The 18756-nt window shown below is 57.9% G+C and carries 14 protein-coding genes; all 14 read right to left on the minus strand.

Translation table 11 applies throughout. From position 1 onward, the window contains the following. Positions 1-21: 21 nt before the first annotated feature. Positions 22-1710: a hydantoinase B/oxoprolinase family protein gene (locus RX331_RS23920; protein WP_317252340.1), complete on the minus strand. Its 1689-nt coding sequence runs from the start codon at positions 1708-1710 to the stop codon at positions 22-24. Continuing rightward, positions 1707-3758 (minus strand): hydantoinase/oxoprolinase family protein, encoded by a 2052-nt coding sequence (locus RX331_RS23925; protein ID WP_317252341.1) that lies wholly within the window; start codon positions 3756-3758, stop codon positions 1707-1709. The genes RX331_RS23920 and RX331_RS23925 overlap by 4 nt, the downstream gene beginning before the upstream one ends. Before the next feature lie 129 nt (positions 3759-3887). After that, on the minus strand, positions 3888-5537 hold the full coding sequence (locus RX331_RS23930; RefSeq protein ID WP_317252342.1) for an MFS transporter: 1650 nt from the start codon (positions 5535-5537) through the stop codon (positions 3888-3890). Positions 5538-5686: 149 nt separating this feature from the next. Beyond that, positions 5687-7210: an ABC transporter substrate-binding protein gene (locus RX331_RS23935; RefSeq protein ID WP_317252343.1), complete on the minus strand. Its 1524-nt coding sequence runs from the start codon at positions 7208-7210 to the stop codon at positions 5687-5689. A gap of 406 nt (positions 7211-7616) precedes the next feature. After that, positions 7617-8321, minus strand: coding sequence for a GntR family transcriptional regulator (locus RX331_RS23940; RefSeq protein ID WP_317252344.1), 705 nt, complete (start codon positions 8319-8321; stop codon positions 7617-7619). 693 nt (positions 8322-9014) lie between these two features. Next, entirely contained in the window at positions 9015-10943 is a 1929-nt protein-coding gene (locus RX331_RS23945; protein WP_317252345.1) for a porin, read from the minus strand. Between the two features lie 515 nt (positions 10944-11458). Beyond that, positions 11459-13051 carry an IS66 family transposase gene (tnpC, locus tag RX331_RS23950; RefSeq protein ID WP_317258116.1) on the minus strand — a complete coding sequence of 531 codons (1593 nt, stop codon included), beginning with the start codon at positions 13049-13051 and terminating at the stop codon, positions 11459-11461. 93 nt (positions 13052-13144) lie between these two features. Continuing rightward, positions 13145-13492: an IS66 family insertion sequence element accessory protein TnpB gene (tnpB, locus tag RX331_RS23955; protein ID WP_135176416.1), complete on the minus strand. Its 348-nt coding sequence runs from the start codon at positions 13490-13492 to the stop codon at positions 13145-13147. Then, complete coding sequence (gene tnpA / locus RX331_RS23960) at positions 13489-13890, minus strand: IS66-like element accessory protein TnpA (RefSeq protein ID WP_317252346.1); 402 nt, start codon at positions 13888-13890, stop codon at positions 13489-13491. The genes tnpB and tnpA overlap by 4 nt, the downstream gene beginning before the upstream one ends. A gap of 331 nt (positions 13891-14221) precedes the next feature. Beyond that, complete coding sequence (locus RX331_RS23965) at positions 14222-14614, minus strand: biotin/lipoyl-containing protein (RefSeq protein WP_317252347.1); 393 nt, start codon at positions 14612-14614, stop codon at positions 14222-14224. Then, a complete protein-coding gene (locus tag RX331_RS23970) occupies positions 14611-15606 on the minus strand; it encodes a biotin-dependent carboxyltransferase family protein (RefSeq protein ID WP_317252348.1) in 996 nt (331 codons plus the stop codon). The genes RX331_RS23965 and RX331_RS23970 overlap by 4 nt, the downstream gene beginning before the upstream one ends. Further along, positions 15603-16292, minus strand: coding sequence for a 5-oxoprolinase subunit PxpB (gene pxpB, locus RX331_RS23975; RefSeq protein WP_317252349.1), 690 nt, complete (start codon positions 16290-16292; stop codon positions 15603-15605). Before pxpB ends, RX331_RS23970 begins: the two co-directional genes overlap by 4 nt. After that, positions 16274-17614, minus strand: coding sequence for an acetyl-CoA carboxylase biotin carboxylase subunit (accC, locus tag RX331_RS23980; RefSeq protein ID WP_317252350.1), 1341 nt, complete (start codon positions 17612-17614; stop codon positions 16274-16276). The genes pxpB and accC overlap by 19 nt, the downstream gene beginning before the upstream one ends. Beyond that, entirely contained in the window at positions 17607-18026 is a 420-nt protein-coding gene (locus RX331_RS23985) for an acetyl-CoA carboxylase biotin carboxyl carrier protein subunit (protein ID WP_317252351.1), read from the minus strand. The genes accC and RX331_RS23985 overlap by 8 nt, the downstream gene beginning before the upstream one ends. Positions 18027-18756: the final 730 nt, after the last annotated feature.

Below are 18756 nucleotides of genomic sequence, written 5' to 3' on the forward strand. Positions count from 1 at the left end.
GGTTGCTCACGACGGCTTGCGTCAGCCAACATGAGAGAGAGTCGACGTTTGGACCTGCGGGTAGAATCTCCTGGCTGTTTCGCGCTGGATGCGCCCTTCGCGAAGATCGCGTTCGACGTCCGCGCTGGAGCGTTCGGCGGGATTTCCGGAGCCACCTGCCCCGGCCGTTACAATCTCGATCCGATCACCCTTCCTGTACTCGGCGCTGACGCCGGCGGGCACCTCTCCGGCGGAACTGGAGAAATACGCGACAGCGCCCGGCTGTCCGCCGTGGAGTCCCCATGGATGACTGCGAACACGGGCGCTGTTCACACCAATGCGGCAGGTGTCTTCGAAACGATAGACACGACGCACGCCCATGCCCCCTCGGAACTTACCCGGACCACCGGACTCGTCGACGAGCTCATAGCGCAAAATGGTAAGCGGATATTCGCCCTCAGCTGCCTCAACCGGCAGGTTCGAGGTATTCGTCATATGCACGTGAACACCGTCGAGGCCGTCTTTGGTGAAACGGGCACCGCTACCACCGCCGATTGTTTCAAGATACGTCCAGGGTGAGTTGTCCGGCTTGACGCCCACGAAATAAATGCTCGTACAGGCGCCGTTGCCGGCTGCAATTACGCGCTCAGGTACAATTTGTGCCATTGCGCCAAAAATCATGTCCACAACGCGCTGCATGGCCGAAGTACGTCCATAGACTGCAGCGGGTGCCGAACAACGGAGCACTGTGCCTTCTTTCGCGATGACATGGATCGGCCGGGTAAGGCCGGCATTGGGCGGCACCGTCGGATCAACGAGGCTCTTGATGGCGTGGTAAACCGTCGCTCGAAGTGCCGAGTAGATCACGTTAATTGCAGCGCGCACCTGCGGCGGGCTTTGGAACTCCACATCCATCTCGTCACCGCGGACGGTGATTTTCACACTGAAATCCATGTCCTCACGGTAGGCGTGGGTATCAAAGATGTCCTTGAATTCGTAGGTGCCATTCGGGATCTCCGCGATGCCAGCCCGGGTGCGGCGTTCGCTGTAATCCATCAATTCAACACCTGCCCTGCGGACTGTCTCAATGCCATATTTCTCGCAGAGCGCCTGCATGCGGGTAACCCCAAGCCGGTTGGCGGCCATCTGCGCTCTAAGGTCAGAGAGACGCTCGCGCGGGACCTGACAGTTGAGCAGGATCAGGTCCTGGATGTCCTTTTGAAGTACTCCGGCCTGATACAGCTTGATGGGCGGGATTCGCAGGCCTTCTTGGAAAATATGGGCACTACCCCGGTCGATGAAGTCCGTATGGTGAGCTGTATTGATGGCCCATGCCACAAGCTGGTCCTGGTTAAAGACTGGTTCGCAAAGCACGATGTCCGGGAGGTGAGTCACACCGCCTTCGTACGCATCGTTTCCGATAAAGACGTCACCAGGCTTAATCGTCTTGAGCGGATTGCGCTCGAGAACGAGCGGAACAAAATCGATGAAGCTGCCAAGGTGACCAGGAATGTGCGATGCTTGGCAGAGCGTATTGCCTTCAGCGTCAAACATGGCCGTGGAGCAGTCTCTGCGCTCCTTGATGTTCGTGGAATATGCGGAACGAACGAGATTTTCCCCCATCTCTTCAACGATGGAAAACAGAGCACTGCCGATGACCTCGACGGTGATGGGATTGAGGCCCGTGTTACTGATGAAGTCGGGAATGGCCGATGTCGCGATCGAGCTCATTGTGCCTCCAGGATCAAGTTCAGGTGGTTGTCGACCCGCGCCAGCATGTGCGAAGGGACCACAGTGGTAGAGTCCATCTGGTCGATGATCGCGGGGCCTTTGATGATGTTTCCAGCCTGCAGGCGACCACGGTCGTAGAGTTTCGTTTCTAGGAAACGCTGGGTCTTGAAATCCCACACCTTCCGAGCGCCAGCGACGGCCTTCGAAGAGTCCTCGCCGGCCGGCTTGTAGCCTTTCAGCTGAGCTTTATCGACGACACCAATGGCTTCCAACCGGAACGTGACGAGTTGCACCGGCTCTCCTTCAGCCACAAAGCCGTAGAACTGCTTGTGCTGGGCAAGGAAGCTTTCGCGAACTTTATCGAACGTATCTTTGGTGATCTCGCCGAGCGAAACCGGCACCGCGATTTCGTAGTTCTGGCCAAGATAGCGGACGTCGACGGTGCGGTGGACCGAGCGACGTTCGGGTCGAATGTGCTCGGCATCGAACCACTGCTTGGCGCGGGATTCGAGAGTGTCATAGATATCCTGGATCTCGTCAGTGGACACGGTATCCAGAACCCGCAGTTTCGTGATCGCAAAGTCAGTGCGAAGGTCTGTCATTAAGAGTCCCATGGCGCAGAGAATGCCGGGTGTCAGGGGGACCAGGATGCGGCCGATCCCCAGTTCCTCGGCAAGCCGAGCGGCATGAACCGGTCCAGCGCCACCGAAAGCGACCATGGTGTAGTCACGAGGATCATAGCCGCGCTGGACACTGATGACGCGAATGGCCTTGGACATGTTGGCCGTGACGATCTGCAAGATGCCATTCGCGGTCTCGAGCACGTCGAGTCCGAGCTTGTCGGCAATCGCCTGGATCGCCTTCCGAGACAGCTCCTGATCGATCTTCATACGACCATTGAGGAGATGCGTCGGATTAAGGGTCTGCAGCAGGACGTTTGCGTCGGTCACCGCAGGCTCCTGATTGCCGTTGCCGTAGCAAGATGGCCCCGGGAATGCGCCGGCACTTCGCGGGCCAACCTTCAGCAACCCGCCCGTATCGACATACGCAATCGAACCGCCACCGGCACCGACCGTGTGAATATCCAACATTGGAGCCTTGATCGGATAGCCATGAACGACGGCTTCGTTCACCAACCGGCATAGGCCGTTGGTGAGCAAGGCGACGTCGGTGCTGGTGCCGCCCATGTCGAAAGTAATCAGATTCTTGATTCCGGTCATCTCTCCGAGAGCTTGTGCCGCAACGACACCGGTGCTTGGGCCAGACAGCACGGTACGGACTGGCAGCTCGGCGGCGGTGTCCGGTCCAATGACGCCGCCATTCGACTGCGTCAGGTGGGGGCTGGCAGGGACCTTCAGATCGTCGAGCCGCGAAACGAGTCTTTTGACATAGCCCTGCATTACCGGGCCGAGATAACCATTGACCACGGCTGTCGACATCCGTTCGTACTCACGGAACTCCGGCGCGACCTTGTGCGAGACTGAGGAAAAGGCTTCCGGAAACTCTTCCTTGAGGACGCGCGCAGCGATTTCCTCGTGGCGCGATTCAATAAAGCTGTACAGGAAGCACACAGCGACCGCCTCGACCTTTGCTTCCTTCAGCTTGCGCACCGCCGCCCGCAGCGCCGCCTCGTCAAGAGGCGTCTCAACGCTCCCGGTGTGGAGGACACGTTCCGGAACTTCGATGCGAAGATCGCGAGAAACCAGCGCTTCTGGCTTGTCAGCTTGCAGATCATACAGGTCGGGCCGCCTCTGGCGGGCGATTTCAAGGAGATCACGGAATCCGTCGGTAGTGATCAGGCCGGTTTTTACTCCCCGGCCCTGAATCAGAGCGTTCGTCGAGACCGTGGTGCCGTGGCCGAAATAGGCCACGTCCGAGAGCTTTGCGCCGACTTCCGCCACACCTTCCTGAAGTCCCTGCACGATCGCAATCGAAGGATCGGCCGGTGTCGAGGGCACCTTCCAAACGTCCAACCTCCCGCTGCTTTCTTCGAACAAGCAGACATCCGTGAAGGTGCCCCCTGAATCGACGCCGATCCGCCAACCCATCCTGCCATTCTCCTCTTGTGACCATAGCGAATGCCAATAGCGGCCAAAGTTATATCTGGGATACAATCTATCGTCTAGTGGATATTATCATTAGTTTTTGTATTTACATGCATGCGCACCAGCACTGCATTAGTGCGGGGACAGGGTCGAGGTCGAAGGATCTGACTTGTGAGCCGCACCTGCGGATCGTTCTATTAGAAGCTCGAACCGCGGTGGCACCCCTCCAGCATGCAGCGCTCGTATCCGCTCCTCCAAATCCTTATCGGCAGCCGTGAGCCGATGATTCTGACGAAGATAGTCCGTCCAGGTCGGAGTACGATACGTCTCCGTCCATTGCGACGGTCGTTGAATGTTGCGCAGGAGGGTCCAATGTCGAGCTCCGGCACGGCTTTGCACGCGCCGGCGCTCGCTCATAAGCTTCAGGAACGTGTTAACGTTTTCATCTGCGATGATGTATTCGACTTTCACGACGATGGGACCACTTCTCGGCTTCAAATCGAGAGCAAGCGCGGGTGCTTCGAACTGATCCAGTGGATCCAGATTCGTCATTCTTTGTTGCTTGATCGGCAGAATGTACCCGGCTGCCGCGGCCAAAAGTAGGGCGCTCCCGGCAATCCCCAATGACCAAGTAAGGGAGTAATGTTGAGCTATAGAGCCCCACAACCAACTCCCCGCTGCAATGCCCCCGAAAGTGAAGGCGTGATAGATCGAGATGGTGCGTCCAACGATCCAGCGTGGACTCGCCAGTTGCACGCTCACATTGAGCCCTGACCAAGCGACGACCCAACCGCTGCCTCCAAGAGCCAGCGCGACAGCCGCGAATGCGAGCGGTGGGCTCATAGCGAGTGAGGAGGTACACACGGCACAGGCGATGCAGGCGAGCTGTATGAGCCCATTCTGGGATATTAGCCGCCTAAGAACACCGTTCGATATACCTCCGATGAATGCTCCCGTCCCAAAACCAGCCATCAAGGTGCCGTATGCAAGGGGCCCTGCCCCAAGCTGGTCGCGGACAAACAGCGGGAGCAATGAAAGGATCGAGGTACTCGTCAGACCGAACAGACATCCGCGAGCAAGCACTGTCTTGATGTCTGACGAGATCGCGGTGAAACGGATGCCATCATAGACCGCAGTGAGCATCGACTCGCGGGGAAGAGACGATGACCGGATCTTCCACCCACGACAGGATATGACCCATAGCGGGACCAGGTAGCTAACCGTATTTAGTACAAAGGCGATAAGTGGTCCGAATGAAGCAACGACAATGCCACCCAGCGCTGGGCCAACGCTGCGCACCGTATTGAACCCTACCGAGATCAGAGTGACGGCGGACGGAAGATTACGTCTGCTCACGATGTCTCCGACTGAGGCTTGCCAAGCAGGATTGTTCAAGGCGGAGCCGCAACCGATCAGGAAACTGAAGCCGAGAATAAGCCAGGGATGGATGATGCCAAGCGCGGTCAAGCCCGTCAGGAGCGCAGACGCAATCATCATCAGCCACTGCGCGGCAAGCATGACTCTCCGGCGATTGAAATTATCTGCTACAGCGCCTGCGATAACGGAAAGAATGGCCGCAGGTAGCGCAGACGCTGCCTGCACCAACGCAACCATAAGATCAGATGTTGCGATCGTAGCCATGAGCCAGCCCACGGCAACGCTCTGCATCAGGGTGCCGAGGCTGGAAACCTGGTTGGCCAACCAAATGGATCGAAACGTTGCATTTTTGAGCGGTGCAAACGTTGTAGTTGGACCCACGTCAGTCAGTGCTAGCTTGCTCATCTCTCTAGAGCCATCGCTCCGGCCGCCGTCCTACCTTTTCCTGATAGCAACAGCTGGCCACAACCACATGGTTGCCTCCAGTCCGACCAGCACGGCGTAGAATGCAACTGCCATCGAGCGCATAGAGAGCCAATCGGCGGTGAGCTCACCTACATGCTCACCTTGTAGAGATTGCACATGGAGGTTACCGATGCACCCGCTGGAAGAAGTTCAAATCCCTTGAGCTCATTCCGAAATGCGAAGCCGTTCGAACGATAGCACAGGCCGCAGAACGAGGCATATTCGTTGGTGAGCCCGTCGGCTTTTCGGTAAATTTCTACAGCGATGGCCGGATCCAGCTCAGCCTTTGCGCGCGCATAGAGTTCGGCGAGTCCAGGAACTTCGAAGCTATGGCTACGCATTGTGGCAACGCCGAGCGATGGATCGACTACGCGCTGAATGCCGCCGGGATCCGGTGTTTCGATTCCCGTGCCGTTGATACCCATGTCCCCAACACCCTTATTGCCCATCGCCTGGCGCGTGGTGAAATCGTTCAGAACCAAATTTACCCTGATGCCCAGTTCGGCAAGTTGGGTCTTCACCAGCACTCCGGAGTCTCTGTGCATGGCGTAGTCGGAGGCAGCTAGCAGCGTGCAGTTAAAACCGTCGGCAACACCTGCCTCACGCATCAAAGATTTTGACAGCCCCGGATTGTAGCGAAAGTGATTGGCCGCATCTTCGTGATAGTATGGCGACCCTATCACCCGGGGCGGTCCTTCCAACGGTTTGCCGCGGCCATAGAATACCGCTTTGACAAACTCCTCGCGGCGGAGCCCGAATGCCACCGCCTTTCTAAGACGCACGTCGGCAAACGGGCCCTTTCCGCTGAACGTCAGATAATTGAAGGCCCCCGTCGGACTTTCGAGAAGCGTGACGCGGGGATTTCTCTCTATCTCGCTCATCGACTGCCACGGGATAAAGTTTATGAAATCAACGTCACCGCTAAGCAGCGCGGTCACTCTCAGATTTTCATCGTTGACTACGGTAATCCGCAGGTTCTCAAACTTCGGAAACCCTGCTTCGTAGTAGTGAGGGTTCCTTACGAAATTCAGCGCGACACCCTGCTCCTGGCTTTTCAGAATGAACGGTCCGGCTCCGATTCCGATCTCCTGAGCCGGATCATCACTTCTCTTCAGAATGAGCGCGCCCTGCGTCGCCGCGAGATAGGGAAGGCTAGCATCTGTGCCGTTGGTCTTCACCCTGACGGTCCTGGCATCGATCGGTTCGACTGCCTCGATCTGCTGGAAGAACGGACGCAGATTTGACCCCACACTGGCGTTGGCGAGCCGCTCGAAGCTCCATCTCACATCCTCTGCCGTGACTCGCGAGCCGTCACTGAATTTAGCGTCGCGCAAGGCAAACAGCCACGCCGTGTCGCCATCTGGTTTCCACGATTCGGCCAAGCCTGGGACGAGCTCTCCTTTAACTGATAGTTTCAGCAGGCGACTATGCATCTGCAGCATCATCGAACTGCCCGTCTGGTCGGTGGCCCTGCTCGGCACGAGCGTCGCCGGAAACTTGTCAACGCCAACGCGCAAAGTGGCGTTCTGACCCTGCGCTAAGGAACGGGTAGCCATGACAATCCCGCCGGCAGCCAACCCTGCTCTCAGGAGCGTCCTTCGATCGGTCAACATGATCTTCTCCCATCGCGCACGTTGGCAGCACAGAAGCGGCTGCCCCGGATCTGCCTAAGAGAGGGCACGACAAATGGATACTATCTCGCCTTTTCGCATGCAATACGAGATTGCTCCTGGCACACCTTCCGGACAGGAACTCGGTTTTGCAGGGGAGACTTCGAAAGCCAGAACCGTGGCCGATAGCGCGGGCGACGCTCAGAGTTAGATAGAAAGCGGCCTCGAGATGCTTAAATAGCGAGAATGCCTGAGCCAATGTGCGGATGAAACGTTTTGTCTTTCGCGAAACGTCGTTCGCGAAAGCAAAGCAGATCCGCGCTCGCGGGCAAAGTCCCCACGAGACGACCTAGTAGCGCGATTGTGAACTCGATTGGGTCTAGCCGAGTACCGATCGGCGCCAGTCGGCTTACATTCTGGAGCTTTCGACTGCAGTGGACGTGGCAGACGTGCTGTCGCTGCTGCGGACCAGCCGCACCCGACGCGAGGCCGCCAGCAACAATTTCTGTGTATGGACAATATGTCCTTCAAGGATCCGCACGGCCTGCACTGTGTCGCGTGTCTTGCACGCATTCAAAATCGCATAATGCTCTTTCTGCAGCTCAGTTATCGCGGAAGTGATCGACACTTGAGCCATGAAGAGGCGCACGTGCTCATAATTAGCCTCGATCATGGCGAGCAGCCTCCCCAGATTGCATGGAGCATAGAGCGCTTCATGGAACTGCCAGTTCAATTCGCTCCAGGCCTGCTGGTAGTCATGCGCATCGCAGGCGCGAAGAATGGCTTCAGCCTGATCGAAATCATCGGCGAACATATTGGGGATTGCCAGTCTTAGGGCGTGACATTCAAGTGCGATACGCACCTCGAGCAGTTCGTTGATATCTGGTAGTGAAGGAGAGGAAACCATTGCACCTTTGTTTGGTAGAAGCGAAATCAAGCCTTCGGCCTCTAACTGACGCAACGCTTCTCGGACCGGAATTCGACTCGTTCCAAATCGCTCCGCCAACTCCGTCTGGCGCAACTGTTCGCCAGCCGAAAATTCTCCGCTCAGAATTGCATTCCGAAGCCGCTCGCGCACTTCGTCCGGTGCCGATCTTCTCTTCACGACGTTCATGATTGGCCTCGATAGAAGGTTTGGACCGGACAAGCTATTCGCACGCGCAGATGACGAATCGATGTGCGAGGTATGGAGCTTTTATAAGCAGATTCGAGGAATCGCGCAAAACGCGAGCCATGAAAAAACGCTACCCCTGGATTGAGCCTAGAACCTAGCTTCTCCGGCGATTTTCTCCATATCAGAGTCATCGTTTTGATCGCCGATCAAGCGCAGCTACTCACATTATAGGACGTTCCAATTGTGAACCACTCAGCATAAAGCGTGAGCGTTCACATTCTTCTGATCTTGAGTGCAAGTGTTGTGAGCTTCTCATCGTGAAGCCCGATGGCTGAGGCAAAACCGAGCGAAAATGCGAGATGGACTCATGGCTGATTGCGCGAGGATGTGGTCGACGGACAGCGAACTAAACTCCAAGGAGGAGTTGTCAATCGTGTTGAGATTGCCGCAGCTGCCAATCCACCATCGGCCGAAGCATGAGCAATTCTAGGGCAAGATTCACACATTGCTCGTCGCACTAGAACGTATTCCTACAGCGAACTGGCACGTTGGACTCCGACGCATAGAATGGATTGCTCTGACACTCGCTAGACGTGAAAGAGCCCCCGGCGGGGCATCGCCGAAGGCTCTCTGGAGGTTCACGAATGAAGTGGGTGTTGTCTCCTCTAGCTGATCTAGGTCATGTATTGGCTCTTAAAAATTGCGTTGAACGCGAAGCTCGAGCTCAACCGTATCTTGGTCCTTGAAGGCGTAGGTAGCAGCAGGCTTTGGAGCGCCTGGCGAGAACGCGGAGGTGCCAGACATCTTCTGATCAAGCCGGCTGTACATCACTTCGGCCGCGAACGTGAGGCCCTTGACCGGAGTCCAGCGCGTGACCAGACCGATCTGAGCAAGATTCCAGTTCGGATCACAGGTGTAGGTTACGCCCTGACCGGGATGGCTGGCAGCAAACGCCGAGCAGTACGCGCCTTTGGCGCTGTTCAGGTCGCCTACCGCGCCGTCGTAGCGGACGGAGGAATAGGCCCCGAAAAGAGCGGTCGACCAGTAGGGATCCCAATTGTGGCCATAGGCGCCGCGGAAGCCCCAAGCTTTTGTCAACTTGAGCTGGCCGTCACTAGCTGCGGCAAACGCCGTTGGCAGGTACACCGCATCGGATGTCGCGCCGAGGCCGATGCTCTGGTACGCGCCAGGTACATTTGTCCCACCGAACATGGCAAGGTTTGGCGAAGAAGCAAAACCACCGGAGATTACGTTTTTCGTGATGCCGACTGCGTAAGTCGCATCGAGCTTGATGTCGTCGCCCGGACCGGTCGGGAGATTCTTGATCTGCAATCCAACCGTTCCTGAACCGCCCCACTTGCTATCAGGGTGACCGGAAATTTCCGACAAGGCGGTTGGCGCAGCCGTTCCCGCGGTCAGGGTATTGTAGGAACCTGAGACTTCATGCGCCATCGCTGAAATCTGGAATAGGCCCCAGGCCTGGTCAACGCGGAAGCGCGCGGCGATATCAGGCGCGTGCGCGTTGGCGTAGGCGCTAGGGCTAACGCCTAGCACACCAATGCCGGCAGACCCCGTGTTGAAGACGTTGGTACGATTGTTGTGCAGTGGGTCCTCGAGACCAATCGAGGCGCTGAAACCACCGCCAAATTCCGCTGTGTACTGGATGTTGTTCACGCCGCAACACGAATCCGGGCCACCATACAGGTACGTGGTGAGGTTGTTCGGGTAAGCATTCCACGGCGTGTCATAAACGGAAGACGAATGACCGAAGGTGAACCCGGCGAACTGGATGAAAAGGTAGTTGACGCCGATTTGCGAACCAGTTGGTGACGGGAAGCCGCTGAAAGGCGACGTGCCATCAGGCGATTGCAACTGGAAGTATTGCTGAGCGAAGGTGCGAACCACGCCGTATTCCGTCGCGGTGCGAAGGTCGACGTTGAGACCGAAGCGGGAGCGAGACTGGAAGTAGTCAGCATAGCGGTTCCCTTGGCCGCCGTTGCCGGTCCAATATGGGTTGCCATGAAGCCCGCCATTGAACGTGGTGTCGACACGCAGATAGCCGCTGAGCTGGATGCAGGTGTCGGTGCCCGGGATGTACCAGAAACCCGCGCCATAAAGCGAGCAGACCTTCACATATTCCACCGGCTTTGCCTTGACCGGAAGATCGGCCGCTTGTGCCGTAGCGAACGTCATGAAGCTCGCCGCCGTGCCGAGCCCTATAGCCTTAATTCTCCTCATATAACCCCTCCAAGTTTGATTCAGATGAAATGCTGCGGTCCTGGTGTCCCCACTCTGGACAGACCGACGCTGCGAAGAATCGACATCTCCTAGATTGTCGACAGACGTTTTTGCGAAGCGCAGTTGCCGATCTTGTTCGGCGCACAGAGCATCGACAGCACGAAGCGCAATCGGAAAACCAACTCGCGAACTCGAGATTTCGGTTGAGAGTTCCTCGAGGCTCGTTGGCAGCGCCCCCCGATTGTTCAGCACAGTCGATTTTCCGAAGTGGCGGCCGCTTTCGGCGCGGTCAGCAGAGCGCCCAGCCGAGCAAAACGTCATCGGGGAAAGGCCCCTGCCAGAAGCGAACATGATCACGGTCTCGCCATTCACATCGATTTGCATCGAATTATCCATAACCGTAAGATTGCATAATAGCATGGGCGATACAAGCCAATATCGACACATCTTATGTAATCTGAGCTTATTGCATCCAATTTGTTGCCAATTTGCACCACTTGCAGGGGCGGCAGACGAGCCGTTCGGCCACTTACTGGCGGACCCTTGCGATCATGGAAATTTTGGAAATTGGCTGGCTGAGGCACGGAGCCGACGCTTGTCGCGCTCTTCAATGGGCAGCGAAGCAAGCGTCATTGATCGAGCGCGAACGCGCTTCAATGATTTCGCGTTCCCTCTTTCACGGCCGAGGCAGCGCTGATCGCAGATAGTTGGACTAAATGTAAATGTCGATCGTTCGCATCAAAGCTTAGGCTGCAAAAACTGCGTCGAGGAACTCCCTGAAATGCGCTCGACAGCAATGGGCCGACGTTGGCCAAGATGACCGCATGGGCCGCGGCCGAAGAATGCTCGTAACCGTCCGGTGAGGGCCGCACGGGTAGTCGCGTGGCGCGATGGTCCGATCAAGCAGCGGACTGAACAGGGGTATTCTTCCATTCCCAAGGCAGCAGTTCATCGAGCCGACCTTGCGGGGTGCTGGCGATGCGGGCCAAGATGTCCGCCAACCAGGCCTGCGGGTCGATGTCGTTGAGCTTTGCCGTCATGATTAGCGTCGCCATGATAGCGGCGCGGTCGGCACCACGTTCGGAGCCGGCGAAGAGCCAGGACTTGCGGCCGAGGGCAAAGCCGCGGAGCGCGCGCTCCGCCGCATTGTTTGTCAGGCAGATCCTCCCGTCATCGATAAAGCGAGCGAACCGGTCCCAGCGGCGCAGCATGTAGTCGATCGGCTTGGCGACCGCGGACGAGTTCGACAGCCGAGCGCGTTGCTCGCGCAGCCACGCTTCCAATGCCGTTAAAAGCAGGGCACTTCGTTCTTTGCGCACCCGCAGCCGCTCTTCGACGCTTTGGCCGTTGATGCCGCGCTCAATATCGAACAGCACGTCGATGCGCTTGACCGCCTCCAGCGCGATCGGCGAGATCGCCGTGGCGTTCTTGCCGCGTCTCGCATTGGCGGCGATGTCCGCCAGCTCAAAGAACTGCCGCCTGGCATGCGCCCAACAGAGTGCGGGCGTGACCGGTCCCTGCGCGCGCGAGGCGTCATACAGCTCGTTATAGCCGCTATAGGCGTCGGCCTGCAGGATGCCGGTGAAGCTTTGGAGATGCCGCGTGGGATGCTCCTGCCGTCGATCGCGCGAGGCGTAATAGAGCGCGGCCGGCGGCGCCCGGCCAGCAAACGGCCGGTCGTCGCGAACGTAGGTCCAGATATGTCCCTTGACCGTCTGGCTCTTGGCCAGGATCGGCACCGTGGTGTCATCGCCGTGCAGCCGCTCGGCGGCGAGGACATGGCGCTCGATGAGCCGATAAAGCGGCTGCAGGACGGTCGCACAGGCGCCGACCTGGTCGGCCAGTGTCGACAGGCTCAGATCGATGCCTTCCCGGGCGTAGCGCTCGCTCTGCCGGTTCAGGGGCTGATGTTGGCCGAACTTCTCGAACAGGATCATGGCCAGGAGGTTGGGGCCGGCGAAGCCGCGTGGAGTCACGTGGAAGGGCGCCGGCGGCTGGGTGATCGTCTCGCAGTCCCGGCACGAGAACTTCTCGCGCACCGTCTGGATCACCTTCCACCGCCGGGGAACGACCTCCAGCGTCTCGGTAATATCTTCGCCCAGCTTTGATAGCTTCGATGAGCCGCAGCAGGGACAGCTCTCCGGTGCGGCGACGACGACCCGCTCGCGCGGCAGATGATCGGGGAACGGTTTGCGCGACGGGCGCTTGCGCTGGAAGGACTTGACGGTCTGCGTCCGAGCCGCCGCCCTCTCAGCCGCCAGCTCGGCTTCGGTTGCGGTTGCTTCCAGCTCTTCAAGCTGAAGCTCCATCTGCTCCAGGAGCCGTGCCTTGCGCTCCGAGCGGCTGCCGTAAATCTGGCGACGCAGCTTCTCGATCTCGAGCTTGAGGTAACCGATCAGGGCCTCGGTCGCCTTCGCGTTGGCAGCTTCCGCTTTGGCGCTCGCCGCGACCGCTTCCGCCTGAAGGCGCGCGGCGCGCTCCGCGCGGATCATCGCATGCGCGGCGGCAAGATCGGTGGGAAGCGATTCAGATGTGGTCACGAAGCGATGGAATCACATCCATCACGATCCGGGAAGCGCAAAGCCTCATCCGACCGAGGTCGGCCGCCAGGTCTCTTGTGGGTGCCTCCAGTCGATCCCGGACAAGAGATAACCGAGCTGCGCCGATGAGATCGTCACCACGCCCTCGGCCGGGCTCGGCCAGATGAAGCGGCCCCGCTCCAGGCGCTTCGTGAACAGGCAGGCGCCCTGGCCGTCATGCCAGATCACCTTCAAGAGATTGCCGCGACGACCGCGGAAGCAAAACAGGTGGCCACCCAACGGGTCGCGATGCAAGATCTCCTGAACCTGCAAGGCCAGCGACGGAAAGCCCTTCCGCATATCGGTATAGCCGGTCGCGAGCCATACCCGCACGCCGGCCGGCAACGGGATCATCGTGGCCGTCCGTCAGTCAGCGCCGCCACGACTGCGCTCAGCGTCGCCGCGTCAACCGCGCCCGTGATCCGCATCCGAGCCCCGGCCGCGAACTCGATCTCGATCGCACCGCAGGTCCCAGAGGGTGCCGTCAACGGTTGCCGTTCTGGCGCAATGGAGACTGCCGCAAAACGGACTTCGTCAGCTTGACGCTGCATCGGCCCGGGCTCGAAAGCGAGCACGCCAGTGCGCGCCTGCCGCCGCCAAGCCGTGACCAGATTGCGGTGAACATCATGTCGTCGAGCAACCTCGACAACACTGGCCCCAGGCGCCAGACTCTCCTCCACGATCCGAAGCTTCTCGGCAGTGGTCCACCGCCGTCGCCGCTCTGGACCGGACAGAACCGTAACCCTCGTCACGTTTGCTCATTTGTTTGCAAATTAATGAGCAAATCATCTCACGCCCGAGCACAATCCGGGAAGGCGGCCCTCACCGGGGGCTTACGAATGCTCCGGGGTGATCCGCGGTTCGCGCGGGCCTCGCTGGCGCAGTTTTCGTATTCTTCAGCTTCGAAGGTCGGCGACATCAGCCGTGTCCGAGCTCTTTAATTCTCGGCGTCGCTCTTACAGGATATCTTCCCTGCGCTTTGAGGGGCGGCAAACCAAGAGGCCTGCCCGATAGCTTTCGTCGCTCATCTGCGAAAGATCGACCGCCTACGAAGGACCGACGCAGTTCGACGTTTTGAATCGATCAAACAATTTCGAAAAGCAAGTTCCCGTACCCCACGATGTCGCCGTCATTTGCAAGAATCCGGCCGATCAAGCCGCACTTGGGAGCTCGTACGACAAAAAGCAAAGCGGCCGCTGCAATATAACCGAGCACCTCTCCCGCCTTCACATCGGCTCCAGCACATATTTCCGAGGCGGGACGCACGGGATGACGGCGCAGGAAAACTCCGGGGCGCTCCGCGCTGACCTGGGCTGGAGAAATTGTAGGCGAACTTGGTTCAGGGTGGCCGCGCGATGAAACGCCCATGCCGGTCAACTTCAGCGTTCGCCCGCCCGAGGCAATTTCGACAACGTCGATTTGCGTCGCCTGCATGTGGGCGGCAAGAATCTCAAGATCAGCTGGAGAAAAGTTCATGAGTCACTCCGGGTAGAATTTGCCGGGAGCTTGCCGCAAACCATGGCAGCATATCGCGCCAGTCGCTCCAGATATCTCTCTATCTCGCGTGTCAACGCAACGGCGGCCTCTTGCGTTGTCTGACGGAAACGCAGCCTGGCGCCCGTCCGGAGTTGACCTAGTTGCCAAACGTGCGCTCCAACGATAACGCCGGCTTTGGGATAGCCTCCACAGGTGTTCGCGTCCGCAGCTTGGATGATTGGCTGACCGGATGGAGGAACCTGAATGACCCCTGGCAGTATGGGGTGCGATAGGAGCTCGAGCTTCTCGGAAAATGCCAGTTGTGGTCCGGTCAACCGTAGCCCCATTCGATTATTATCAGGACTGACCGTCCAGTCGGTGCTCCAAAACGTCTGTATCGCCTGCTTGGTCAGCAAACCGGCTTCGGCTGCAGGAATAACGTTGAAGATCGTGACGCCCTCCGCGGTCTCTGTCGAAAGAAACGGCTTTGCTCCAAACCCGCCATCCGGCAGGCGAACAGGATTACCCTCCCCTAATGGGAGCCTGTCGCCGGCGAGTAGACTGCGGCCGTGGTAGCCACCAAAGCCTGACTTGATATCCGTGCTACGTGAGCCAAGAACCGACGGAGTATCGATGCCGCCTGCAATACAAAGATAAGTGCGCATGCCACCGGTACGAGGGGGATGAGTAACGAGTTCATCACCCGCCTTGACATTGGTCGCCCATAATGGCGGCAAATCCAATCCCGACAGTTTTGCCCTACCATCGGCACCGGTGACAGCAATCGCTGTATCCCGCTCGAACCTTAGGTGAAATCTTGAGGCCGTGATCTCAATCCCAGCAGCGTTTGGACTATTCCCCAGGATAGCGTTCCCCGTGCGCAGCGCGAACCAATCCATTGCGCCGGCCGTACCGATCCCGATGTTGCGCCATCCAACGCGACCGAGATCCTGAAGCGTTACGAAGGGGCTCGACTTGAGCACTTCGATCATCGAGCGATATCCTTGATGGAAAAGACGACGTGGTCGCCTGCCCGCAGCAGCGCTGGTCTTTCGCGCGCAATGTCAAAAACCTTGGCATCGGTCCTACCGATCACATGCCACCCGCAAGGCGCCGAGATCGGTTGAATTCCTGCCTGCTGGCCCGCAATGATGATGGACCCGGCAGGTATCTGCAGCCTCGGCGTATCGAGGCGGGGCAAGTACAATCCGGGGTCAAGACCTGCAAGATATGCAAATCCCGGATCAGCTCCAATCGCGAATACTGTATAATGGGCCCTGCTGTGACGTTCGATCACCTCTTGGATTTTCAGCCCACAACGCAATGCTACCTGAGGCAAGTCCGGGCCAAATTCTCCTCCGTAGACCACTGGAATTTCGAAGTCTTTTCCATCGAACGTAGCGTTAGCGACTTCCGGCCAAAGCTCCTTCAGCTGTAGCTCGAGATGCTCATGTCTGATTCGGGCAGCGTCATAAATAACCATGAGGTTGTTCATGCCGCTTATAGCTTCTTGAACGAACGGCCATTCAGAAGCCAGGCGCGTAAGCTGCCAAATTCGACGTTGCGTAGACTCACTTAAGGGTGAGGAAACTTGGCAGAGTATGGCCGACTCGCCCATTCGGCTGAAATTGAGATCGGCACAGTCGCTGACTAACGAGTTCATTTGGACGCCAACCATTTCTCGAGGAAATGAATGCTCACGGCACCCTTTCGGAATTTGTCCTGTTCGAGAATCGACAGATGCAGTGGGATATTGGTTTTGATGCCCTCGACCACGAACTGACGCAATCCGCCTTGCATGCGCGCGATCGCCTCCTCACGCGTACGCCCGAACGAAATCAGCTTCGCGATCATTGAATCGTAGAAGGCGGGCACGACGTAACCAGAGCTCACATGCGTATCGACCCGCAACCCAGGCCCGCCAGGCGGCTGCCAGAAGTCGACACGACCCGGAGACGGACGGAAATCGAGCGGATCCTCAGCATTGATGCGGCACTCAATCGAGTGTCCAACGAATGAGATATCTTTCTGTTCGATATCGAGCCTCTCGCCTCGGGCCACGCGCAACTGATATTGGACCAAGTCCAGCCCGGTGATCATTTCGGTCACTGTATGCTCAACCTGCAGACGCGTATTCATTTCTATAAAAAATAGTTGGTTGTCTTCGAACAGAAATTCGAAGGTGCCCAAGCCTACGTAGCCTAGCGCTTTGCAGGCAGCGACGCATCGAGAGCCGACGTCCGCCAACAATCGCTGCGGCACGTCAACTGGTGGCGCCTCCTCAATCACCTTTTGGTGCCGTCGTTGAACCGAACAATCACGAGCCCCAAGCCACACGCAGTTGCCGTACTTATCTGCGAGGATCTGGATTTCCACATGCCTGGGATTGTCGAGATATCGCTCGACGTAGACCGTCCCATTTGCAAACGCCTTTTCGGCTTCCTGCTGAGTGGCCGCGATTGCGGCCATGAGATCTTTCTCCTCTCGCACCACGCGCATACCTCGGCCGCCGCCACCACCCGCAGCCTTGATGATGACGGGAAAGCCTATTGACCGAATGATTTCGAGCGCATCTCGTGTGGCAGTTAACTCGCCCACGAAGCCGGGAACGCAAGGCACGCCGGCTTCGATCATCGCGCGTTTGGCGCAGATCTTGTCTCCCATGCGGCGGATCACGCCAGACAGTGGTCCAACAAAAATCAAACCTGCTTCTTCGACCCATCGCGCAAATTCAGCATTCTCAGATAGGAAGCCGTAGCCAGGGTGAATAGCTTGCGCTCCGGTCACTTCCGCAGCAAGTAACATAGCGGCCTTGTCGAGATAACTCCTCGAGGAAGGAGCTGCACCCACGCAGATGGCCTGTTCGGCAGTTCGAACGTAGTCCGCTCCGGTATCAGCTTCTGAATACGCCTGTACGCAGCCGATACCTAACGCTTTGCAAGCTCTTTGGATGCGTAGCGCAATCTCACCTCGGTTCGCGATTAGCAGCTTGTCAAACATGATCGAGCCGTCTCAAGTCAAAAAGGGGCTGCCCCTCATCGACAAGATGGCCGTCCTGGGCCCTTATGGCCGTCACTACGCCCTCAAGCTCGCACAACAACGGTGTCAAGGTCTTCATCGCTTCAAGCATTGCAAGAGTTTGTCCTGCCGTGACGGCGTCGCCAATCTGGACGAATGGCGCATCGGCGGGAGAGGAAGCGCGATAGAAAGTTGCGTACATCGGAGAAACGATCGTTGTCTCATCGGTCGTGCTCTCCGAATCTTCCTCAGCGGTCCTTTCGGCGGACAAATTTGCGAGCGGCAGATCATGGCTCCTGGAGTTCGGCGCCGCCCGTTGTTTAACGATTCGCACCCGCACGCCGCCCTCCTCGATCTCAATCTCGCTGAGCGAGCAGCCTGCCAGAAGATCCATTAGCGACTTGATGCGACCTATATCCATGGCTTCAACTTAGATGAGAATTCTGCGGCGCCGGGCCTCAAATGGCATCCCGGCTCGGTTTGCTGGCCCCGAGAGCCGAAGTCCGACGCGTAATTCGCGCCAGCGGACGGGCATCGAAAGAGCTCATGGAACGGCGACATCAATCAATCTCATCCGACGCGGATCTGTGGCTAGTACCAACTGATCGCCTCGCTGGTGGCTATGCTGAATCCTCAGCATTGAGGACTCAAATTTCATGGATACATACCTCGGTCAAATGGATAATGTAAGGGGTACTTGGGTCGTGGGCCGTCCAAGAAAGTCGCAAATGATGTCTACGGATCGATCTGCCGTGTTTGAAGTAGACGCGGCCGCAAATGGGAATGGCGCGTCTCCACCGCGGAAGGAGAGACTGTCACGGTCGGCGGAAAGGAGCCGCTGGCCTGGGAGGTATGAAGCCAACCGAGCGCTTTTCGTACTCTTATTGGCAGCCCCCTACAGATCTCGAGCTTTGGTTAACCCCCTAAGTTCGCGTCCCATCATAGGTTTCGGCAGCCCGTCAACAAAGGCCTCTAATGCGCAGACCCTTCGGCATTTTTCCTGTCCGGCTGGGGGATTGTCGACAACCCGCGCGCTCCAGAGGCGGACTTTTTGCACTGTGAAGCCGTTGACTCGTTGCCTCGCGCAGCAAATGGGCTTCAATTTCCCCCTCGTGAGACAGCGT

This window comes from Bradyrhizobium sp. BWA-3-5, from assembly GCF_032917985.1.
In the GTDB taxonomy this organism is placed as follows: Bacteria; Pseudomonadota; Alphaproteobacteria; order Rhizobiales; family Xanthobacteraceae; genus Bradyrhizobium.

Excerpts from the sequence above, each read along its gene's own strand:
- tnpB (WP_135176416.1), bottom strand. The coding sequence starts at position 13,492 with ATGATCCCGTTGCCGGCCGGCGTGCGGGTATGGCTCGCGACCGGCTAT.
- tnpC (WP_317258116.1), bottom strand. The coding sequence starts at position 13,051 with ATGATCCGCGCGGAGCGCGCCGCGCGCCTTCAGGCGGAAGCGGTCGCG.
- accC (WP_317252350.1), bottom strand. The coding sequence starts at position 17,614 with ATGTTTGACAAGCTGCTAATCGCGAACCGAGGTGAGATTGCGCTACGC.
- RX331_RS23940 (WP_317252344.1), bottom strand. The coding sequence starts at position 8,321 with ATGAACGTCGTGAAGAGAAGATCGGCACCGGACGAAGTGCGCGAGCGG.
- RX331_RS23985 (WP_317252351.1), bottom strand. The coding sequence starts at position 18,026 with ATGGATCTTCTGGCAGGCTGCTCGCTCAGCGAGATTGAGATCGAGGAG.
- RX331_RS23935 (WP_317252343.1), bottom strand. The coding sequence starts at position 7,210 with ATGTTGACCGATCGAAGGACGCTCCTGAGAGCAGGGTTGGCTGCCGGC.
- RX331_RS23930 (WP_317252342.1), bottom strand. The coding sequence starts at position 5,537 with ATGAGCAAGCTAGCACTGACTGACGTGGGTCCAACTACAACGTTTGCA.
- RX331_RS23920 (WP_317252340.1), bottom strand. The coding sequence starts at position 1,710 with ATGAGCTCGATCGCGACATCGGCCATTCCCGACTTCATCAGTAACACG.
- RX331_RS23970 (WP_317252348.1), bottom strand. The coding sequence starts at position 15,606 with ATGATCGAAGTGCTCAAGTCGAGCCCCTTCGTAACGCTTCAGGATCTC.
- RX331_RS23945 (WP_317252345.1), bottom strand. The coding sequence starts at position 10,943 with ATGCAAATCGATGTGAATGGCGAGACCGTGATCATGTTCGCTTCTGGC.
- RX331_RS23925 (WP_317252341.1), bottom strand. The coding sequence starts at position 3,758 with ATGGGTTGGCGGATCGGCGTCGATTCAGGGGGCACCTTCACGGATGTC.
- pxpB (WP_317252349.1), bottom strand. The coding sequence starts at position 16,292 with ATGGTTGGCGTCCAAATGAACTCGTTAGTCAGCGACTGTGCCGATCTC.
- RX331_RS23965 (WP_317252347.1), bottom strand. The coding sequence starts at position 14,614 with ATGAACTTTTCTCCAGCTGATCTTGAGATTCTTGCCGCCCACATGCAG.